18 protein-coding genes are annotated in these 18,458 nt (G+C 74.7%); 16 read left to right on the plus strand and 2 right to left on the minus strand.

Annotated elements, in window-relative coordinates:
* Positions 1-1,001 precede the first annotated feature (1,001 nt).
* The 8 genes from infB to larE all read left to right on the plus strand — a co-directional run bounded on the left by infB (position 1,002) and on the right by larE (position 8,281).
* Complete coding sequence (infB, locus tag ACI79Q_RS20545; protein WP_456588903.1) at positions 1,002-2,837, plus strand: translation initiation factor IF-2; 1,836 nt, start codon at positions 1,002-1,004, stop codon at positions 2,835-2,837.
* A gap of 105 nt (positions 2,838-2,942) precedes the next feature.
* A complete protein-coding gene (locus tag ACI79Q_RS20550; RefSeq protein ID WP_456588759.1) occupies positions 2,943-3,236 on the plus strand; it encodes a DUF503 domain-containing protein in 294 nt (97 codons plus the stop codon).
* Between the two features lie 85 nt (positions 3,237-3,321).
* Entirely contained in the window at positions 3,322-3,831 is a 510-nt protein-coding gene (gene rbfA / locus ACI79Q_RS20555; protein ID WP_456588758.1) for a 30S ribosome-binding factor RbfA, read from the plus strand.
* Positions 3,828-4,070, plus strand: a complete 243-nt coding sequence (locus tag ACI79Q_RS20560) for a hypothetical protein (protein ID WP_456615289.1) — start codon at positions 3,828-3,830, stop codon at positions 4,068-4,070. Before rbfA ends, ACI79Q_RS20560 begins: the two co-directional genes overlap by 4 nt.
* On the plus strand, positions 4,067-5,119 hold the full coding sequence (locus ACI79Q_RS20565; RefSeq protein ID WP_456615290.1) for a DHH family phosphoesterase: 1,053 nt from the start codon (positions 4,067-4,069) through the stop codon (positions 5,117-5,119). Before ACI79Q_RS20560 ends, ACI79Q_RS20565 begins: the two co-directional genes overlap by 4 nt.
* A gap of 130 nt (positions 5,120-5,249) precedes the next feature.
* Positions 5,250-6,509 (plus strand): MATE family efflux transporter, encoded by a 1,260-nt coding sequence (locus tag ACI79Q_RS20570; protein WP_456599904.1) that lies wholly within the window; start codon positions 5,250-5,252, stop codon positions 6,507-6,509.
* A complete protein-coding gene (gene truB / locus ACI79Q_RS20575; protein ID WP_456596893.1) occupies positions 6,506-7,423 on the plus strand; it encodes a tRNA pseudouridine(55) synthase TruB in 918 nt (305 codons plus the stop codon). Before ACI79Q_RS20570 ends, truB begins: the two co-directional genes overlap by 4 nt.
* 21 nt (positions 7,424-7,444) lie before the next feature.
* A complete protein-coding gene (gene larE, locus ACI79Q_RS20580) occupies positions 7,445-8,281 on the plus strand; it encodes an ATP-dependent sacrificial sulfur transferase LarE (protein WP_456615291.1) in 837 nt (278 codons plus the stop codon).
* On the opposite strand, the gene larB is transcribed toward larE, so the two are convergent.
* Complete coding sequence (gene larB / locus ACI79Q_RS20585) at positions 8,272-9,039, minus strand: nickel pincer cofactor biosynthesis protein LarB (protein ID WP_456596891.1); 768 nt, start codon at positions 9,037-9,039, stop codon at positions 8,272-8,274. The two genes, larE and larB, sit on opposite strands and share 10 nt — an antisense overlap.
* Between larB and ACI79Q_RS20590 the strand changes: the two genes are divergently transcribed.
* Entirely contained in the window at positions 9,020-9,358 is a 339-nt protein-coding gene (locus ACI79Q_RS20590) for an antibiotic biosynthesis monooxygenase family protein (protein ID WP_456588751.1), read from the plus strand. The genes larB and ACI79Q_RS20590 overlap by 20 nt on opposite strands.
* Here the strand turns inward: ACI79Q_RS20590 and ACI79Q_RS20595 are convergent.
* Positions 9,336-10,121, minus strand: coding sequence for a CPBP family intramembrane glutamic endopeptidase (locus ACI79Q_RS20595; protein WP_456588750.1), 786 nt, complete (start codon positions 10,119-10,121; stop codon positions 9,336-9,338). The two genes, ACI79Q_RS20590 and ACI79Q_RS20595, sit on opposite strands and share 23 nt — an antisense overlap.
* Positions 10,122-10,324: 203 nt before the next feature.
* Here ACI79Q_RS20595 and ACI79Q_RS20600 point away from each other — a divergent pair, with 203 nt between their 5' ends.
* The 7 genes from ACI79Q_RS20600 (at position 10,325) to dapB (ending at position 18,104) form a co-directional block, all read left to right on the plus strand.
* Positions 10,325-11,464 carry a branched-chain amino acid aminotransferase gene (locus ACI79Q_RS20600; RefSeq protein WP_456615292.1) on the plus strand — a complete coding sequence of 380 codons (1,140 nt, stop codon included), beginning with the start codon at positions 10,325-10,327 and terminating at the stop codon, positions 11,462-11,464.
* A 20-nt stretch (positions 11,465-11,484) separates the two neighbouring features.
* Complete coding sequence (locus ACI79Q_RS20605; RefSeq protein WP_456588748.1) at positions 11,485-12,447, plus strand: bifunctional riboflavin kinase/FAD synthetase; 963 nt, start codon at positions 11,485-11,487, stop codon at positions 12,445-12,447.
* 127 nt (positions 12,448-12,574) lie between these two features.
* Positions 12,575-12,844: a 30S ribosomal protein S15 gene (gene rpsO / locus ACI79Q_RS20610; RefSeq protein ID WP_113812701.1), complete on the plus strand. Its 270-nt coding sequence runs from the start codon at positions 12,575-12,577 to the stop codon at positions 12,842-12,844.
* 273 nt (positions 12,845-13,117) lie between these two features.
* On the plus strand, positions 13,118-15,382 hold the full coding sequence (locus ACI79Q_RS20615; protein WP_456588747.1) for a polyribonucleotide nucleotidyltransferase: 2,265 nt from the start codon (positions 13,118-13,120) through the stop codon (positions 15,380-15,382).
* A gap of 269 nt (positions 15,383-15,651) precedes the next feature.
* Positions 15,652-16,908, plus strand: coding sequence for a M16 family metallopeptidase (locus ACI79Q_RS20620; RefSeq protein ID WP_456591308.1), 1,257 nt, complete (start codon positions 15,652-15,654; stop codon positions 16,906-16,908).
* A 1-nt stretch (position 16,909) separates the two neighbouring features.
* A complete protein-coding gene (locus tag ACI79Q_RS20625) occupies positions 16,910-17,257 on the plus strand; it encodes a VanZ family protein (protein WP_456591307.1) in 348 nt (115 codons plus the stop codon).
* 49 nt (positions 17,258-17,306) lie between these two features.
* Positions 17,307-18,104, plus strand: coding sequence for a 4-hydroxy-tetrahydrodipicolinate reductase (gene dapB, locus ACI79Q_RS20630; RefSeq protein ID WP_456615293.1), 798 nt, complete (start codon positions 17,307-17,309; stop codon positions 18,102-18,104).
* Positions 18,105-18,458 lie beyond the last annotated feature (354 nt).

Below are 18,458 nucleotides of genomic sequence, written 5' to 3' on the forward strand. Positions count from 1 at the left end.
TTTTTTTGTTTTTGGAGTTTTTGTTGTTGTGGTCGTCCGGGGGGGTCGGGGCCCGGGGGGCGGGGGGGGGCGGGGGGGGGGCCGCCCCCGCCCCCGGGGCCGCCAACGGCGGGGCAGCCCCGCGTCCGAGCGCCCCCGCTCCCACGCCGGCCGCGCCCACGGCTCCGGCCGCGGCGCCTGCTCCGCAGGCTCCGGCCCCGCAGGCCCCGCAGGCCCCGGCGGCGTCGGCGCCGGCGCGCCCGGCCGCTCCCGGACCGCGCCCGGGTCCGCGCCCCGCGGCGCCCGCTCCGCAGCCTCCGGCCCAGGCCCCGGCGCCCCAGGCTCCGGCGGCCCAGGCTCCGGCGGCCCCGCCGCAGCAGCCGTCGGCCCCGCGTCCCGGAGCCCCCCGCCCGGCCCCGGCCGGCGGATCTGCGCCCGGTGGTCCGCGTCCCGGTCCCCGGCCGGCCCCGCGTCCGGGCAACAACCCCTTCAGCAGCGCCCCCCGCCCGGCCCCCGCGGCCGGCGGCCCGCGCCCCGGCCCCACAGCCGGCGGTCCCCGTCCTGCGCCCAGCGCCGGCGGTCCCCGTCCTGCGCCCGGTGCCGGCGGTCCCCGTCCGGCCGGGCCCGGCGGGCCGCGTCCCGGCCCCGGTGCCGGTGGCCCGCGTCCCGCGGCCGGTCCGGGCGGTCCGCGCCCGAACCCGGGCATGATGCCGCAGCGCCCGTCGCCCGGCATGATGCCGCCGCGGCCGGCCGGCGGCGGCCGTCCCGGTGGTGGCCCCGGAGGTGCGGGTCGTGGCCGTCCGGGTGGTCCCGGTGGCGGCGGTGGCTTCCGTCCCGGCGGCGGTGGCGGTGCCCCGGGTGCCGGCGCGCCCGCCGGCGGTGGCTTCCGTGGCGGCGGTGGCCGTGGTCGCGGTCGCGGTGGCTCGGGTGCCGGTACGGCCGGTGCCTTCGGGCGTCCCGGTGGCCGGGGTCCGGTCCGCGGGCGCAAGAGCAAGAAGCAGCGGCGTCAGGAGTTCGACTCCATGGCGGCGCCCAGCATGGGCGGTGTCAGCCTGCCGCGCGGCAACGGGCAGACCGTCCGGCTGCCCCGCGGCGCCTCGCTGACCGATCTGGCCGAGCGCATCAACGCCCAGCCCGCCGCGCTGGTCACGGCGCTGTTCCACCTGGGCGAGATGGTTACCGCCACCCAGTCGGTGAACGAGGACACCCTGCAGCTGCTGGGTGCCGAGATCGGCTGGAACATCCAGGTCGTCAGCCCCGAGGACGAGGACCGCGAGCTGCTCGAGACCTTCGACCTCACCTTCGGTGACGAGGAGGGCGACGAGGAGGACTGGTCGCCCCGTCCGCCGGTGGTGACCGTCATGGGTCACGTCGACCACGGGAAGACCAAGCTGCTCGACGCCCTGCGCAACACCAACGTGGTGGCGCGCGAGGCCGGCGGCATCACCCAGCACATCGGCGCCTACCAGATCGTCACCGAGCTCGACGGCAACGAGCGGCCGGTCACCTTCATCGACACCCCGGGTCACGAGTCGTTCACCGCGATGCGTGCCCGTGGCGCGAAGGCCACCGACATCGTCGTCCTGGTGGTCGCGGCCGACGACGGCGTCATGCCGCAGACGGTCGAGGCGCTCAACCACGCGCAGGCCGCCGAGGTGCCGATCGTGGTCGCGGTGAACAAGGTGGACAAGGAGGGGGCCAACCCCGCCAAGATCCGCCAGCAGCTCACCGAGTACGGCCTGGTCGCCGAGGAGTACGGCGGCGAGACGATGTTCGTCGACGTCTCGGCGATCACCCGGCAGGGTCTCGACGACCTGCTCGCGGCGATCCTGCTGACCGCCGACGCCTCGCTGGACCTGCGCGCGAACACCGAGCAGGACCCGCAGGGTGTGGTCATCGAGGGCAAGCTGGACAAGGGCCGCGGCCCCGTCGCCACGGTGCTCGTCCAGCGCGGCACGCTGCGCCAGGGCGACTCGATCGTGGCCGGCGACGCCTACGGTCGCGTCCGGTCGCTGCTCGACGAGCACGGCAACAAGCTGAAGGAGGCCCTGCCGGCCCGCCCCGTGCAGGTCGTCGGGCTCACCTCGGTGCCCCGCGCCGGTGACACCTTCCTCGTCGTCGACGAGGACCGCGTCGCCCGGCAGATCGCCGACCGCCGCCAGGCCCGCATCCGCAATGCGCAGAACGCCTCGATGCGCAAGCGGATCAGCCTGGAGGACCTGGACGCGGCGCTCAAGGAGAACCGTCAGCTCAACCTGATCATCAAGGGCGACAACTCGGGCACCGTCGAGGCGCTCGAAGAGGCGCTGATGAAGATCGAGGTCGACGACGAGATCTCGCTGCGGGTCATCCACCGCGGCGTCGGTGGGATCACCAAGAGCGACATCGACCTGGCGCTGGCCGACGACGTCATCGTCCTGGGCTTCAACGTCCGGGCCGAGGGCCAGGCCACCGAGCTCGCCAACCGCGAAGGGGTGGACGTCCGGTACTACACGGTCATCTACCAGGCGATCGACGAGATCGAGGCCGCGCTCAAGGGCATGCTCAAGCCGGTCTACGAGGAGGTCCAGCTCGGTACGGCGGAGGTCCGCGAGGTCTTCCGGGTGCCGAGGATCGGCAACGTCGCCGGTTCGCTGGTCCGCAGCGGCACGATCGTCCGCAACTCGAAGGCGCGGCTCATCCGCGACGGTGCCGTGGTCGCCGACAACCTGACGGTGGAGTCCCTCCGCCGCTTCAAGGACGACGCGACCGAGGTCCGCGAGGGTTTCGAGTGCGGTATCGGCCTGGGGTCGTTCAACGACATCAAGGTCGACGACGTGATCGAGACCTTCGAGATGCGCGAGAAGCCGCGCGAGTAAGTCGAAGGACCCCCGTGCCCCCCACCACTCGCAGGCTCGTGGCGGGGCCCAGCACGAGGGCCGGCCCAGTTCGTCGCCAGCAGCAGGTCGTCGGGAGGTGATCCGGTGTTCACCGGGTCACTGACCGCCGACCTGCTGCTGGGCGACGTCCACTCGCTCAAGGGCAAGCGATCGGTCGTGCGACCGATCGTGGCCGAACTGCGCCGCCGCTTCGCCGTCGCCGCCGCCGAGGTGGGCGACCAGGACCTGCACCGTCGGGTGCAGGTCGCGGTCGCCACCGTGGCGGGGGAGGCAGCCCAGGTCACCGACGTGCTGGACGCCTGCGAACGGTTGCTGGCCGAGCGGCCGGAGGTGACGCTGCTGTCCACGCACCGGCAGCTGTTCAGCGACACCGACTAGAAGGACCCCCTCGCCCCCCACCGCTCGCAGGCTCGCGGCGGGGCCCTGCGAGGGGGCCGTTCCATCCACGCACCAGGAGGTCCCGATGGCCGATCCGGCCCGCGCCCGCAAGCTCGCGGTGCGCATCCGACAGATCGTCTCCGCCGCGATCGAGTCCCAGATCAAGGACCCCCGCCTGGGCATGGTGACCGTCACCGACGCCCGGGTGACCAGCGACCTCCGCGAGGCCACGGTCTTCTACACCGTGTACGGCGACGAGACCCAGGTCGCCGACTCGGCCAAGGCGCTGAGCAGTGCGACCGGTGTGCTGCGCTCCACCGTGGGACGGCAGACCGGGATCAAGTTCGTCCCCTCGCTGACCTTCGTCGCCGACATCGTGCCCGACACCGCGCGTGAGCTCGAGGAAGCGCTCGAGCGGGCGCGGCACGCCGATGCGGAGCTGGCCCGCGCCCGTGAGGGCGCCAGCTACGCCGGCGAGCCGGACCCCTACCGGAAGCCGGTGGAGGACGCGGACGACGACGAGGACGACATGGTGGCGTCCGACCCCGTCGACGACGGATCCGAGGACGCCGCCGACACGAGGAGTGCGCAGTGACCGAGAACGACCCCGACCCGTACGAGCCCGACGAGGGCCACGGCACATCGGTGCTGGGCGGTGCACCCGTGCCGCACACCGGCGACCCGACCGACGGCGGAAAGCGCGGCCAGATCGGCGAGGCGCCCAGCATCGCGGCCGACGAGCCCGACGACGGCGGCCCCGGCTACCCGGTGGGCGGGGGCGACATCACCGAGCACCAGGGCGGCCGCATGGCCGACCCCGATCCGGGCGCGTGACCCCCGTCCCCGACGAGCGCCCCGCCGCGAATCTGGCGGACGCGACCCGGTCGGCGACCGCGGTACTGGCCGAGGCCGCGCGATCGCGTGCGACCGTCGTGCTGTCCGGCCACGTGCAGCCCGACGCCGATGCGCTGGGCAGTTGCCTCGCGCTCGCCGAGGCGTTGCGCCGGCGCGGCGCCCGGGTGCTCGCCACCTTCCCCGGTCCGTTCACGCTGCCCGCCTCGCTCGGGTGGATCCCCGGCGCCGAGGGGCTGGTGCCGTCCGCCGACGTGCCGTCCTCCCCGGACGTCTTCGTCGCCCTGGACGCGGCCTCCCCGGGACGGCTGGGAGAGCTGGCCCCGCTGCTGGACCGTGCCGGGACCTCCGTGGTCGTCGACCACCACGCGAGCAATCCGGGTTTCGGCCGGGTCCGCCTGGTGGACCCGGCCGCACCGGCGACGGTCACGCTGGTGGCCGACCTGCTCGACGGCCTCGGTGTCGCGCTGGACGACCGACTGGCGACCTGCCTGTACGCCGGCCTGGCCGCCGACACCGGCTCCTTCCGGTTCGGCAGCACCCGCCCCGAGACCCACGAGCTCGCCGCGCGCCTGCTCGCCACGGGGATCGACCACGCGGCGATCAGCCGCCGCCTCTTCGACACCGCGCCGTTCAGCTGGCTCGGGCTGCTCTCGGTCGTCGCGGGCCGGGCGGTCCTGGAACCGGGGGTCGGCGCCGGGCTGGTCTGGACCTGGTCGAGCACCGCGGAGGCCGGCGAGCACGGCCTGCCCGGCGAGCAGCTCGAGGCGCTGGTCGACGTCGTCCGCGCCACGGAGGAGGCCGACGTGGCCTGCGTGCTCAAGGGGCAGGACGACGGGTCCTGGTCGGTGTCGCTCCGCTCCCGCGGCCGGACCGACGTCGCCCGTGTGGCGATGGCGCTGGGCGGTGGCGGGCACCGGGCCGCCGCGGGGTACACCTCCTCCCTCGATCGCGAGAAGACCATCGAGGCCCTGCGCCGCGAGCTGGACGCGGTGTCGGCCTCCGGCCTCCCCCCGCGACCAGGTGCCTAGAAGGACCGAGCCCCCTACGCCTCGCACGCCCGGCGCGGGCCCCCGCACCGAGGCCGATCGGGGCGCTGAGCGGGACCCGGCGGGGCTCCCGTCGCGCCCGGCGTCCGTCCTCTCCCTCGCCCTGCCGGCGTTGGTCGTCCTCGCTGCCGAGCCGCTGTACCTCCTCGTGGACACCGCCGTGGTCGGCAACCTCGGGACGGTCGCGCTGGGCGGCCTGGCCGTCGGGGGTGGCCTGCTGGCGTGGGCGGCCGCGCTCTTGAACTTCCTGGCCTACGGCACCACCGCGCGGGCCGCCCGCCGGGCCGGGGCCGGCGACCGGGCCGGCGCCGTCGAGGAGGGCGTGCAGGCGACGTGGTTGGCCGTCGGTCTGGGCCTGCTCGTGCTGGCCCTCTTCCAGGCGCTGGCCGGACCGCTGACCCGGGCGCTGGCCGGCGGCGCGGGCCCGGTCGCCGAGGCGGGGGAGCAGTGGCTGCGGGTCGCCTCGCTCGGTGCCCCGCTGCTGCTGGTCTCGCTGGCCGGCAACGGGTGGCTCCGCGGCGTGCAGGAGCTGCGCCGACCGGTGCGCTACGTCGTCGCGGGGAGCCTGCTCAGCCTCGTCCTGTGCCCGCTGCTGGTGCACCCAGCGGGGCTGGGCCTGGTCGGCTCCGCCGTGGCCAACGTGGTCGGGCAGGCGCTCACCGCGGCGCTGTTCGTGCGGGCGCTGCTGCGCGAGGGGGCGGCCTGGCGGGCGCGGCCCGCCGCGATCGTGCGCCAGCTGGTCATCGGCCGGGACCTGCTGCTGCGGGCGGCGGTGCTGCAGCTGTCGTTCCTCGTCGCCGCCGGCGTGGCCGCCCGGGCCGGGACCGCCGCCTTGGGCGCCCACCAGATCGCGCTCCAGCTCTTCTTCTTCCTCGCGCTGGTGCTCGACGCCTACGCGATCGCCGCGCAGACCCTGGTCGGGCAGGCGCTCGGCGGCGGGCGTCCCGACGACGCCCGGGCGACCGCGCGCCGGGTCGCCGTCTGGGGGCTGGTCACCGGCTGCCTCGTGGCCGCCGCGCTGGTCGCGCTGCGCGGGGTGCTGCCGCCGCTGTTCACCGACGACCCGGCGGTGCTCGCGCAGGCCGCCGTCGTCTGGTGGTTCCTCGCCGGCTTCCAGCCGCTGGCCGGCGTGGTGTTCGCCCTGGACGGCGTCCTGATGGGCGCCGGGGATGTCGGCTATCTGCGCACCGTCACGATCGCGGCCGCCCTCGTCGGCTTCCTGCCGCTGTCGCTGCTCGCCGCCCCGCTGGGCCTGGGGCTGGCCGGCATCTGGACCGGTCTCACGCTGTTCATCGGGCTGCGCCTGCTCGCCGTGCTGGTGCGGGTGGCGGGTGACCGCTGGCTGCGGGCACCTGAGACGGTTGCCGGGTGAGCCCGAGACGCCCCGACGCCGACGTACCGCCCGGTCTGCTGCTGGTGGACAAGCCCGGCGGCATGACCTCCCACGACGTCGTCGCGCGCGCCCGGCGCGCCCTGTCGGTGCGCAAGGTCGGCCACGCCGGGACCCTGGACCCCATGGCCACCGGCCTGCTGGTGCTGGGTGTCGGCACCGCGACCCGGCTGCTCGGGTACGTCGGCGGCCACGACAAGACCTACGAGGCCACGATCCGCCTGGGGCAGGCCACCGTCACCGACGACCGCGAGGGGGAGCTGCTGAGCTCCGCCTCGACCGCCCACGTGCCGGACGACGCCGTCCGCGCGGCCCTGGCGGCGCAGACCGGGCCGCTGCGGCAGGTGCCGTCGGCGGTGAGCGCGGTCAAGGTCGACGGTCGCCGGTCCTACGACCGGGTGCGCGCGGGGGAGGAGGTCGTCCTCGAGCCCCGCGCGGTCACGGTGCACCGCCTCGAGGTGCACCGGATCGCCCGGCCGGAGCCGGACCTGGTCGACGCCGACGTCACCGTCGAGTGCACCGCCGGCACCTACATCCGGGCCATCGCGCGCGACGCCGGGGCGGCGCTGGGCGTCGGCGGCCACCTGACCGCGCTGCGCCGCACCGCCTCCGGCCCGTTCACCGTCGCGCAGGCGGGCACGGTGGAGGAGTCCGCCGCCTCCCTGGTGGCCGGCGGCGGCCCCGGGTTCCTGGGGCTCACCGAGGCGGCCCGGCTGGTCTTCCCCGAGCGCGCGCTCGCCGCCGAGGAGGCGCGGGCGCTGGGGTACGGGCAGCGCATCCCGGCCACCGGGGCCGCCGGTTTGCACGCCGCCGTGGACCCCGACGGCCGCCTGGCGGCGCTGGTCGAGGACGCCGGCCGCACCGCCCGCGTCGTCGTCGGCTTCCCGCCGGCCTGAGCCGGTGGCAGCCTGGCGGCCGTGACCCTCGACGCCCGGCTGGCCGACCTCGACGCGCAGCTCCGCCCGCTGCCCGGGGTGGTCGTCGCGTTCTCCGGGGGCGTGGACTCGGGGGTGCTCCTCGCCGCCGCGGTGCGTGCGCTGGGCCCGGGGCGGGTGGTCGCGGCCACGGCCGTCTCGCCGAGCCTGCCCACGGCCGAGCTGGCCGGCGCCGGGGAGTTCGCCTCGTCGCTCGGCGTCCGGCACGAGCGGCCGCGCACCGACGAGCTCTCCCGCGCCGGGTACCGCGCCAACGCCGGCGACCGGTGCGCCTTCTGCAAGTCCGAGCTGGTCGACGTCCTGATGCCGCTGGCGGCGCGGCTGGGCATCGCCGACGTCGTCACCGGGACGAACGCCGACGACGTCGTGGCCGGCTTCCGGCCGGGGATCCGGGCCGCCGCCGAACGCGGTGCCTGGGCGCCGCTGGCGCGGGCGGGCCTCACCAAGGACGACGTCCGCGCCGCCGCCCGGCGCTGGGGTCTGCCGCTGGCCGGGAAGCCCGCCGCCGCATGCCTGGCCAGCCGGATCGCCTACGGCGTGCCGGTGAGCGCCGAGGCCCTGGCCCGGGTCGAGCGCGCGGAGGTGGCGCTGCGCTCGGCCCTCGCGAGTGCGGGCCTGCCGGTGCGCGACCTGCGCGTGCGCGACCTGGGGGACGACGTCGCCCGGGTCGAGGTGGACGCCGCGCTGGTGGTCGAGGTCGCCGCCCGGGTGGACCTGCCCACCGCCGTCCCCGGCTTCGGCCGGGTGGAGCTCGATCCCCGGGGCTTCCGGTCGGGCGCGATGAACGAGCTGCTGCCCGACCCCGTCCGCTACCGCTGAGCCGAGCGGACGATCCGGGCGGCGGCCACCCCGGCGCCGAACCCGTTGTCGATGTTCACGACGAGCACCCCGGGGGCGCAGGCGGTGAGCATGGTGAGCAGCGCGGCCAGCCCCTCGAACGCCGCGCCGTAGCCCACCGAGGTGGGGACGGCGACGACGAGGCGGTCGGTCAGGCCGGCGACCACGCTGGGCAGCGCGCCGTCCATCCCGGCGGCGACGACGACCGCGTCGGCCGCGGCCAGGTCCGGCGCGACCGCCAGCACCCGGTGCACGCCGGCCACCCCGACGTCGTCCACCCGCCGGCAGCCCACTCCGCACGCGCGCAGGGTGGCGGCCACCTCCGCGGCCACCGGGCCGTCGGAGGTGCCGGCCGTGAGGACCAGCACCTCGCCGACCGGGGGCGGCGGAGTCCCCACGAACGCGCACCGCGCCTCCTCGTCGACCACCGCGTCGGGCCAGCGCTCGCGGATCGCCTCGGCCGTGGCGTCGTCGACCCGGCTCGCCCAGGCGAACGCCGCCGGCGACCCCTCGAGCAGGCCGGCGAGGCAGGCGACCGTCTGCGCCGGGGTCTTGCCGGCCGCGTACACCACCTCGGGGGTGCCGGTGCGGGCCTCGCGGTCGAGGTCGAGGCGGGCGAAGCCCAGGTCCGTGGTGCGGGGTGCGCTCACCTGCGCCAGCGTGCCGCACGGGCGGGTGGCCGTGGGGTTGGCGGCCGCGCCGACCGGGAAGGGGACGACCATGAGCGTCGTCAAGATCAACGCGATCACCGTGCCGAAGGACAAGCAGGAGCGCTTCGAGGAGCGGTTCCGCGGGCGTGCCGGAGCCGTGGAGAGCACCCCGGGCTTCGAGTGGTTCGAGCTCCTGCGGCCGGTCGAGGGCACCGACCAGTACCTGGTCTACACGCGGTGGAGCAGCGTCGAGGCGTACGAGGCATGGCAGTCCAGCCAGGACTTCGACCGCGCCCACGACGGCGGCGGCGACACCCTCGCCTCGGCCGCCCCGCACTCGGCGCACGTGTGGACCTACGAGGTGCTGGAGTACGCCGGGCCGAAGGTCAACCAGGACCACCAGGCCTGACCGTCGCGGACCCGGACGCCGGCCGTCCCGGAACCGGGTCGGCCGGCCGGCCGCGCAGCAGGAGGATCCCGTAGGCCAGCAGGCCGGCGTGCGCCGCCACGTACCAGCCGGTGGGCGCCTCCTGCCCGAGCACCGACGTGACATCGGTGGCCGCGTGCACCAGCACCAGCGGCCACAGCCAGGTGAAACGGGCCTGGAAGGCGGCGAGGGCGAAACCGTAGACGCCGGACAGGACGACGTTCACCGCGACGTCGGCGAGGGCGCGGTCGCCGGTGACCAGGTGCGAGAGGTGCTGGGTGCCGAAGAGGGCAGCGGTGACCAGGACGGCGACCCCGACCGGGAGGTCGCGCCGCAGCCTGGAGAGCACCACGCCCCGGCTGATCAGCTCCTCGTTGACACCGACCAGCAGCAGGGTCAGCAGCCAGAGCGGAAGCCCCGGTGCCCGGACGGTGATGCCTCCGGGCAGCGCCCACAGCGCCGCCTCCGCCACCAGGGGGAGGAGGGACAGCAGCGCCAGACGGGAGGGCAGCAGGCGAAGCAGGCCGGTCGAGCGCCACAGCCGCATCCGGGTGACCAGCGCGACGGCGTACACGGTGCAGGCGACGTTCGCCGCCAGCCCCAGGTACCAGCTGGAGATCCCGGCCAGCGGCCCGAGCGCGAGGGTGGCCAGGATGACCACCAGGCGGGCCGCGTGCACGGCGATCCCGAACCCGACGGCGCGAAGCGCCCCGGACGCGGGGGTCCGCGCCGGATCCCCGCCCATCCACCGGAGCCTAGGGCGGCCGGGTGGCCCCCGGGCGACGTCCGGGTGACCGGGCGCCGCCCCTGGGGTGGCCGCCGATCGTCGCGCGGCCGCGGGCGCCGGAGGTGCTTCGCCGTCGGCTCCCGCGCGGGCGCGGGCTAGGGTGAGCCCGCGGATCCGGCGCTCGCCGCTCCGTCCGAACACCCGCCCGTCAGGTAGGAGCCATGACCGAGACGCTCGCCGACAGCCGTACCTCGTCCCGGACGTTCGTCGAGGGCGTGCCGGTGGTCGTGGAGGACGTGCAGCGCCGCCCCACGGCCGAGCGCGAGGAGCTGCTGGCGGACCCCGGGTTCGGCCGCTACTTCACCGACCACATGTTCGTGGCCCGCTACCAGGCCGGCCGCGGGTGGTACGACGCCCGGCTCACGCAGTACGGCCCGCTGCCGATGGACCCGGGCACGGCCGCCCTGCACTACGCGCAGTCGATCTTCGAGGGCCTCAAGGCCTACGCCCAGCCCGACGGCAGCGTGGCCACCTTCCGGCCGGAGGCCAACGCCGCGCGCTTCGTCCGCAGCGCCGAGCGGCTGGCGATGCCGCCGGTGCCCGAGGAGGCGTTCCTCGCCGCCGTCGACGCGCTCGTGGACGCCGATCGCGAGTGGGTGCCGACCGGGCCCGACCAGACGATGTACCTGCGTCCGTACCAGCTGGCCAGCGAGTCCTTCCTCGGTGTCCGCCCGGCGCACGAGTACCTCTTCCTGGTCATCGCCAGCCCGGCCGGCGCCTACTTCCCGCGCGGCGTGCACCCGGTCTCGGTCTTCGTCTCCGAGGACTACGTGCGCGCCGCGCCCGGCGGAACCGGCGACGTCAAGTGCGCCGGCAACTACGCCGCGAGCCTCCGCCCCCAGCAGCAGGCCGGCGAGCTGGGCTGCGACCAGGTCGTCTACCTCGACGCCGTGGAGCGGCGCTACATCGAGGAGCTGGGCGGGATGAACCTCTTCTTCGTCCTGGGCTCCGGCGAGGACGCCGAGCTGGTCACCCCCGAGCTCTCCGGCACGCTGCTGCCGGGCATCACCCGCGACTCGCTGATCACCGTCGCCCGGGAGCTGGGGCACCGGGTGACCGAGCGCAAGGTGACCCTCGACGAGTGGCGCAGCGGCGCGCTCGACGGCTCGATCACCGAGACCTTCGCCTGCGGGACGGCCGCGGTCATCACCCCCGTCGGCGAGGTCAAGGCGCGGACCGGTGACTTCACCGTGGGCGACGGCGAGCCCGGCCCGCTGACCATGCGGCTGCGGGAGACCCTCCTGGATATCCAGCACGGGCGGGTGGCCGACACCCACGGCTGGCTGCACCGGGTCTCCTGATCGCGGCTGGAGGCGGTCGCATGCTGCGCTGGCGGGGGCTGGAGGCCACCCCGGGGGACCTCGGGCGGACCGTGGTCACCGTCGGCATGTACGACGGCGTCCACCGCGGGCACCAGGAGCTGATCGGGGCCGCCGTCGCGCGCGCCCGGGCGATGCGCCGTCCGTGCCTGCTGCTGACCTTCGACCCGCACCCGGCCGAGGTCGTCCGGCCGGGTTCGCACCCCGCGATCCTCACGTCGCTGGACCGGAAGGCGGAGCTGGTCGCGGAGCTCGGGGTGGACGCGATGTGCGTGCTGCCCTTCACCCCGGAGTTCATGAAGCTCCCGCCGGAGACGTTCACCCACACGGTGCTCGTCGAGCGGCTGCACGCGGCCCAGGTCGTCGTGGGGGAGAACTTCACCTACGGCCACCGCGCCGCCGGCACGGTGGCGTCGCTGACCGCGGAGGGACGGCGCTTCGGGTTCGCGGTCGAGGGGATGGCCCTGGCGCAGGACGCGTCGGAGGACGGTGAGGTGACCATCTCCTCGACCTACATCCGCGCCTGCGTCGCCGCCGGGGACATGGTGCCGGCGGCCCGCGCGCTGGGCCGGCCGCACCGGGTGGACGGCGTCGTGGTGCGTGGTGACCGCCGGGGGCGGGACCTCGGTTACCCGACGGCCAACGTGGAGACGCCCCCGTACACGGCGATCCCCGCCGACGGTGTCTACGCCGGCCACCTCGTGACCCGTGACCCGCGCAGCGGTGCCAGCCGCGACCGGTTCCCCGCGGCCATCTCGGTCGGGACCAACCCGACGTTCCAGGGCAGCCGCCGCACCGTCGAGGCCTACGTGCTGGACTACGACGGCGACCTCTACGGCGAGCACGTCGGCGTGGAGTTCGCCCACCGGCTCCGGCCGATGGCCGCCTTCCCCGACGTCGACGGATTGCTCGCCGCCATGGCGCAGGACGTGGCCGACACCCGGCGTCTGCTCGGGCTCCGCTGACGCGGGACCCGGTCCTCGCCCGGGCGGTGTGTAAGGTTGGCAGCAACGTCGGGTGACCGACGTGTGTGTTCACCTGCCCTCGTGAGTCGGACCGAGGGCCACACGTGACCCGCCCAGGAGGCGAACCATGGCGCTCGACAGCGCGACCAAGCAGCAGATCATGACCGACTACGCGACGGTCGAGAAGGACACCGGTTCGCCCGAGGTGCAGGTCGCGATGCTGACCCGCCGGATCAGCGACCTGACCGAGCACCTGAAGATGCACAAGCACGACCACCACAGCCGGCGGGGCCTGCTCCTGCTGGTCGGCCGCCGCCGTCGGCTGCTGAACTACCTGGCGAAGACCGACATCAACCGCTACCGGTCGCTGATCGAGCGGCTCGGCCTGCGCCGCTAGCACGTCGAGGGGACCGCTCCGGATCACCGGGTCGGTCCCCTCTCTCGTGCGGCACCCGCCGCACGGGCCAGGCGGGACCTCCGTCGGCCGCCCGCACAGGGCCGGTCCTCGGTAGTGGCCCCCGGGAGGAGTGGCCGGACCCCGGACGGGGAACGGCACGGCCCGAGGGCTTCGATCGAGCACCGGTCGCCCCGGGCGCAGACGGCGAACGCTCGCCGTAAGAGGAGTCGCGAACCGGTACGAGGCCGGCGCGACGAGACGAGAGAAGGACAGATGTCCGCACCCACCACCAGCGGCCCCATCGCCGCCGAGTTCGACCCCGAGGACGGGGTCACCACCGCCACCGCGGTGATCGACAACGGCGCATTCGGCAGCCGTTCGATCACCTTCGAGACCGGCCGGCTCGCGCGTCAGGCCGCCGGCTCCGTCGTCGTCACCATGGGCGACACCATGCTGCTGTCGGCCACCACGGCCGGGCGCCAGCCCAAGGAGCAGTTCGACTTCTTCCCGCTGACGGTCGACGTCGAGGAGCGGATGTACGCCGCCGGGCGCATCCCCGGCTCGTTCTTCCGCCGCGAGGGCCGGCCGTCGGAGGACGCGATCCTCACCTGCCGGCTGATCGACCGCCCGCTGCGCCCGACGTTCGCCAAGGGCCTGCGCAACGAGGTCCAGGTCGTCATCACCGTCCTGTCGCTGGACCCGGCGCACCTCTACGACGTGCTGGCGATCAACGGCGCCTCGGCGTCCACCCAGCTCTCCGGGCTGCCGTTCTCCGGCCCGGTCGGCGGCTGCCGCGTCGCGCTGATCAACGGCCAGTGGGTCGGCTTCCCGACGCACGCCGAGCTCGAGGACGCCGTCTTCGACATGGTCGTGGCCGGTCGGGTCCTCCCGGACGGCGACGTCGCGATCATGATGGTCGAGGCCGAGGCCACCGAGAAGACGGTCCAGCTGGTCGCCGGCGGCGCGCCCGCCCCGACCGAGGAGGTCGTGGCGCAGGGCCTCGAGGCGGCCAAGCCGTTCATCAAGGCGCTGTGCGACGCGCAGTCCGCGCTCGCCGACAAGGCCGCCAAGCCCGCCGCGGAGTTCCCGCGCTTCCTCGACTACCAGGACGACGTCTACGCCGCCGTCGAGGCGCAGGTCGGCGACAAGCTGGCCCAGGTCCAGCAGATCGCCGGCAAGCAGGAGCGCGAGGACGCGACCGACGCGCTCAAGGACGAGGTCAAGGCCGCGCTGGCCGGTCAGTTCGAGGGCCGGGAGAAGGAGATCTCCGGTGCCTTCCGCGCGCTGACCAAGAAGGTCGTCCGGCAGCGCATCCTGCGCGACAAGGTGCGCATCGACGGTCGTGGACTCACCGACATCCGGCCGTTGTCGGCCGAGGTCGAGGTCGTGCCCCGCGTGCACGGCTCCGCGCTGTTCGAGCGCGGCGAGACCCAGATCCTGGGGATCACCACGCTCAACATGCTGCGCATGGAGCAGCAGCTGGACACCCTCTCGCCGGTGGACCGCAAGCGCTACATGCACAACTACAACTTCCCGCCGTACTCCACGGGTGAGACCGGCCGCGTGGGTTCGCCCAAGCGCCGCGAGATCGGCCACGGCGCACTCGCCGAGCGCGCGCTGCTGCCGGTGCTGCCCGACCGCGAGGAGTTCCCCTACGCGATCCGTCAGGTGTCGGAGGCGCTGGGCTCCAACGGCTCCACCTCGATGGGCTCGGTCTGCGCCTCGACGCTGGCCCTGCTCAACGCCGGTGTGCCGCTGAAGGCTCCGGTCGCCGGCATCGCCATGGGCCTGGTCTCCGACGAGGTCGACGGGAAGACCGAGTACGTCGCGCTCACCGACATCCTCGGTGCGGAGGACGCCTTCGGTGACATGGACTTCAAGGTCGCCGGCACCCGCGACTTCGTGACCGCGCTGCAGCTGGACACCAAGCTCGACGGCATCCCCTCCGACGTCCTCGCCGGCGCGCTCACCCAGGCGCGTGCGGCCCGCCTGCACATCCTCGACGTGATGAACGAGGCCATCGACGCGCCGGACGAGATGAGCCCGTACGCGCCGCGGGTCACCACGGTGCGCATCCCGGTCGACAAGATCGGTGCGGTCATCGGCCCCAAGGGGCAGATGATCAACGCCATCCAGGACGAGACCGGCGCCGACATCACCATCGAGGACGACGGCACGATCTACGTCGGGGCCTCCGACGGTCCCTCGGCGCAGGCCGCGGTGGACCGGATCAACGCCATCGCCAACCCGCAGATGCCGAAGGTCGGCGAGCGCTTCCTCGGCACGGTCGTCAAGACCACGCCGTTCGGTGCCTTCGTCTCCCTGCTCCCGGGCAAGGACGGGCTGGTCCACATCAGCAAGCTCGGTGGCGGCAAGCGCATCGGCAAGGTCGAGGACGTCGCCAACGTCGGCGACAAGCTGCAGGTCGAGATCACCGACATCGACGCCCGCGGCAAGATCAGCCTCGCGCCGGTCGCCGCCGACGGTGCCGACACGCCCGCCGAGGCTCCGGCCGACGCCGCCCCTGCGGGTGAGTGACCACGACTGATCTGATCCGGGCCGGGGGGGGGGGGGGGGGGGGGGGGGGGGGGGGGGGGGGGGGGGGGGGGGGGGGGGGGGGGGGGGGGGGGGGGGGGGGGGGGGGGGGGGGGGGGGGCGCGGGGGGGGGGGGGGGGGGGGGGGGGCGGGGGGGGGGTTTGGGGGTGCTGGTTGGGGGGGGGGGGGGGGGGGGGGGGCCCCCCCCCCCCCCCCCCCCGGTTCCCGTAGGGACGACCGCGCTGCTCGACCTCGACGAGGTCGGCGGCCGGGTGGAACGCACCGAGCTCCCGGGGGGCCTGCGGGTGCTCACCGAGAGCATGCCGGGCGTGCTGTCGGCGACGCTCGGCATCTGGGTGGGCGTCGGGTCGCGGGACGAGACGCCGGCCGTCGCCGGCTCGTCGCACTTCCTGGAGCACCTGCTGTTCAAGGGGACGACGTCGCGCGGCGCGCTGGAGATCGCGACGGCCATGGACGCGGTCGGCGGTGAGATGAACGCGTTCACCGCGAAGGAGCACACCTGCTACTACGCGAACGTGCTCGCCAGCGACCTGCCGCTCGCGGTGACGTTGCTGGCCGACCTGGTCACCGACGCCACCAACACCGCCGCGGACCTGGAGTCGGAGCGGACGGTGGTGCTCGAGGAGATCGCCATGCGCGACGACGAGCCCTCCGACGCGGTGCACGACCTGTTCGCCGAGGTCCTGTACGGCGACACCTCCCTGGGCCGCTCGGTGCTCGGCACCGTCGAGTCGATCGAGGGGCTCACGCGGGACGACGTCGACGGCTGGTACCGGTCCCGCTACGCCGTGCCCTCGATCGTCGTGACCGCGGCCGGGCGGGTGGAGCACCAGCAGGTGCTCGACCTCGTGGCGAAGGCCTTCGGCGACCGGCTCTCCGGCGCCGGCCGCCCGGCGCCCCTGCGCACCGGGGACCTCGTCCTCGAGCGGCCGGCGCGGCCCACCGGACTGATCTCCCGCCGGACCGAGCAGACGCACCTGTTGCTCGGCACGCCCGCCATGGGCCGGCAGGACGAGCGCCGTTACGTGGCCGCAGTCCTCGACGCCGCCGTCGGGGGTGGCATGAGCTCGCGGTTGTTCCAGGAGATCCGCGAGAAGCGGGGCCTGGTGTACAGCGTCGGTTCGGCGCTCACCCACTACGCCGGTGCGGGCGCGTTCTCCGTCTACGCCGGCTGCTCGAAGAAGCGGGTGCCCGAGGTGCTGCGGCTGATCCGCGAGGAGCTCGGCCGGGTGGCGGTCGACGGGCTCACCGCCGACGAGGTCGCCCGGGCCCGGGGTCAGCTCAAGGGTGGGTTGGTGCTCGGGCTCGAGGACACCGGCTCCCGGATGAGCCGGCTCGGCAAGAGCGAGCTCTCCTACGGCGAGTACGTCCCGGTCCGGGACGTGCTGGCCCGCATCGAGGCGGTCGACGAGGGGCAGGTCCGCTCGGTGGCGGCCGAGCTGTTCGGCCGGGAGACCTGCCTGGCCGTGGTCGGCCCCTACCGTGAGTCCGACCTCGACCGGCTCTGACGTGCGCGACGGAGGGCAGGCACTGCCCCAGGTGGCGTTCGGCCTGGTGCTGGCGGCGTCCCTGGTGATCCTCTTCCTGCCCTCCTCGGGCGTGCCCACCGCACCGCCCGGGACGGACAAGGCGGTGCACCTGGCGCTCTTCGCCGTGCTCGCGGCCACGGGCCGGTGGGCCGGGGTGCGGACGCCGCGGCTGGCCGCGGGGCTCGTCGCCTACGCCGTCCTCAGCGAGCTGGTCCAGGGGCTCGCCCCGCTGGGCCGTTCCGCCTCGGTGGCGGACGGCGCCGCCGATGTCGCCGGCGTCGCCGTCGGGCTCCTGGTCTGGCACTGGCGGGAACGCCGGGCACGCTGATCCGGACCCCTGTCTTGCATCGGGACGCCGGGCCGGGAAACCTGGCCGCGTGACGACGAGCCCGACCGGCCAGCAGCCCACCTCGACCGATGCGGGGTCCCCGCTCATCCCGGTGGGGGTGCTCGGCGCCCGCGGCCGGATGGGCACCGAGGTGGTCAAGGCGGTGAACCAGGCCGACGACCTCGAGCTGGTGGCGATGGTCGACGACGGCGACTGGCTGTTCAACGTGGCCGACGCCGGAGCGCAGGTCGTCGTCGACTTCACCCGCCCCGACGTGGTCATGGACAACATCCGGTTCTGCATCGACAACAACATCCACTGCGTCGTGGGGACGACCGGCTTCGACGAGGCCCGTCTGGCCACCGTGGCCGAGTGGCTGGAGCCGAAGCCGGAGGTGGGCGTCGTCATCGCGCCCAACTTCGGCATCGGGGCGGTCCTGCTCATGCGCTTCGCCCAGGACGCGGCCCGCTTCTTCCCGTCCGTGGAGGTCGTCGAGCTGCACCACCCCGGCAAGGTGGACGCCCCCTCGGGGACGGCGCTGCGCACCGCCCGTCTGGTGGCGTCGGCCCGCCGGGCGGCCGGGATGGCCCCCGTCCCCGACGCGACGACCGACGAGCTCCCGGGTGCGCGCGGCACCGACGTCGAGGGGGTGCACGTGCACGCGGTCCGGCTCGCCGGGCTGGTGGCGCACCAGGAGGTGCTGTTCGGGGCGGCGGGGGAGTCCCTGACCCTGCGGCACGACTCCTACGACCGCGCCTCGTTCATGCCGGGTGTGCTGCTCGCCGTCCGGGAGATCGGCCGGCGCCCCGGCCTGACGGTGGGCATCGAGAGCTTCCTGGGGCTCTGAAAGGACCCCGCGTCCCCCTTCCCTCGCGAGCTCGGGAGGGGCCCCGACGCGGGGCCGTTCCAGCACGTCACCGAGGGGTGGCGCGCGTCACGGGACCCGGGCTTGCGCACCGGCCGGAGAGGTCGTGTATGGTTCTCCATGCGCCGCGCGGCCCGGAAGGGCCGCCGGACCGGGGCCCGGGTAGCGGGTCACTGGAAACCGGCGTAGAGTTGGACATCCAGCCAGGAACGAAGCCCGCGAGGGTCTAGTTCTTGCGCGTCCGCTCCTTGAGAACTCAACAGCGTGCCGAAAGTCAGTGCCAAGTAATACCCCGTGCCCTGGCCACTGTGTGGTTGGGGCTGGGATTCCTTTGGT

Source organism: Blastococcus sp. SYSU DS0828, assembly GCF_054050975.1.

Excerpts from the sequence above, each read along its gene's own strand:
- ACI79Q_RS20595 (WP_456588750.1), bottom strand. The coding sequence starts at position 10,121 with ATGGGCGGGGATCCGGCGCGGACCCCCGCGTCCGGGGCGCTTCGCGCC.
- rpsO (WP_113812701.1), top strand. The coding sequence starts at position 12,575 with ATGGCGCTCGACAGCGCGACCAAGCAGCAGATCATGACCGACTACGCG.
- ACI79Q_RS20600 (WP_456615292.1), top strand. The coding sequence starts at position 10,325 with ATGACCGAGACGCTCGCCGACAGCCGTACCTCGTCCCGGACGTTCGTC.
- infB (WP_456588903.1), top strand. The coding sequence starts at position 1,002 with ATGGCGGCGCCCAGCATGGGCGGTGTCAGCCTGCCGCGCGGCAACGGG.
- rbfA (WP_456588758.1), top strand. The coding sequence starts at position 3,322 with ATGGCCGATCCGGCCCGCGCCCGCAAGCTCGCGGTGCGCATCCGACAG.
- ACI79Q_RS20590 (WP_456588751.1), top strand. The coding sequence starts at position 9,020 with ATGAGCGTCGTCAAGATCAACGCGATCACCGTGCCGAAGGACAAGCAG.
- ACI79Q_RS20615 (WP_456588747.1), top strand. The coding sequence starts at position 13,118 with ATGTCCGCACCCACCACCAGCGGCCCCATCGCCGCCGAGTTCGACCCC.
- ACI79Q_RS20605 (WP_456588748.1), top strand. The coding sequence starts at position 11,485 with ATGCTGCGCTGGCGGGGGCTGGAGGCCACCCCGGGGGACCTCGGGCGG.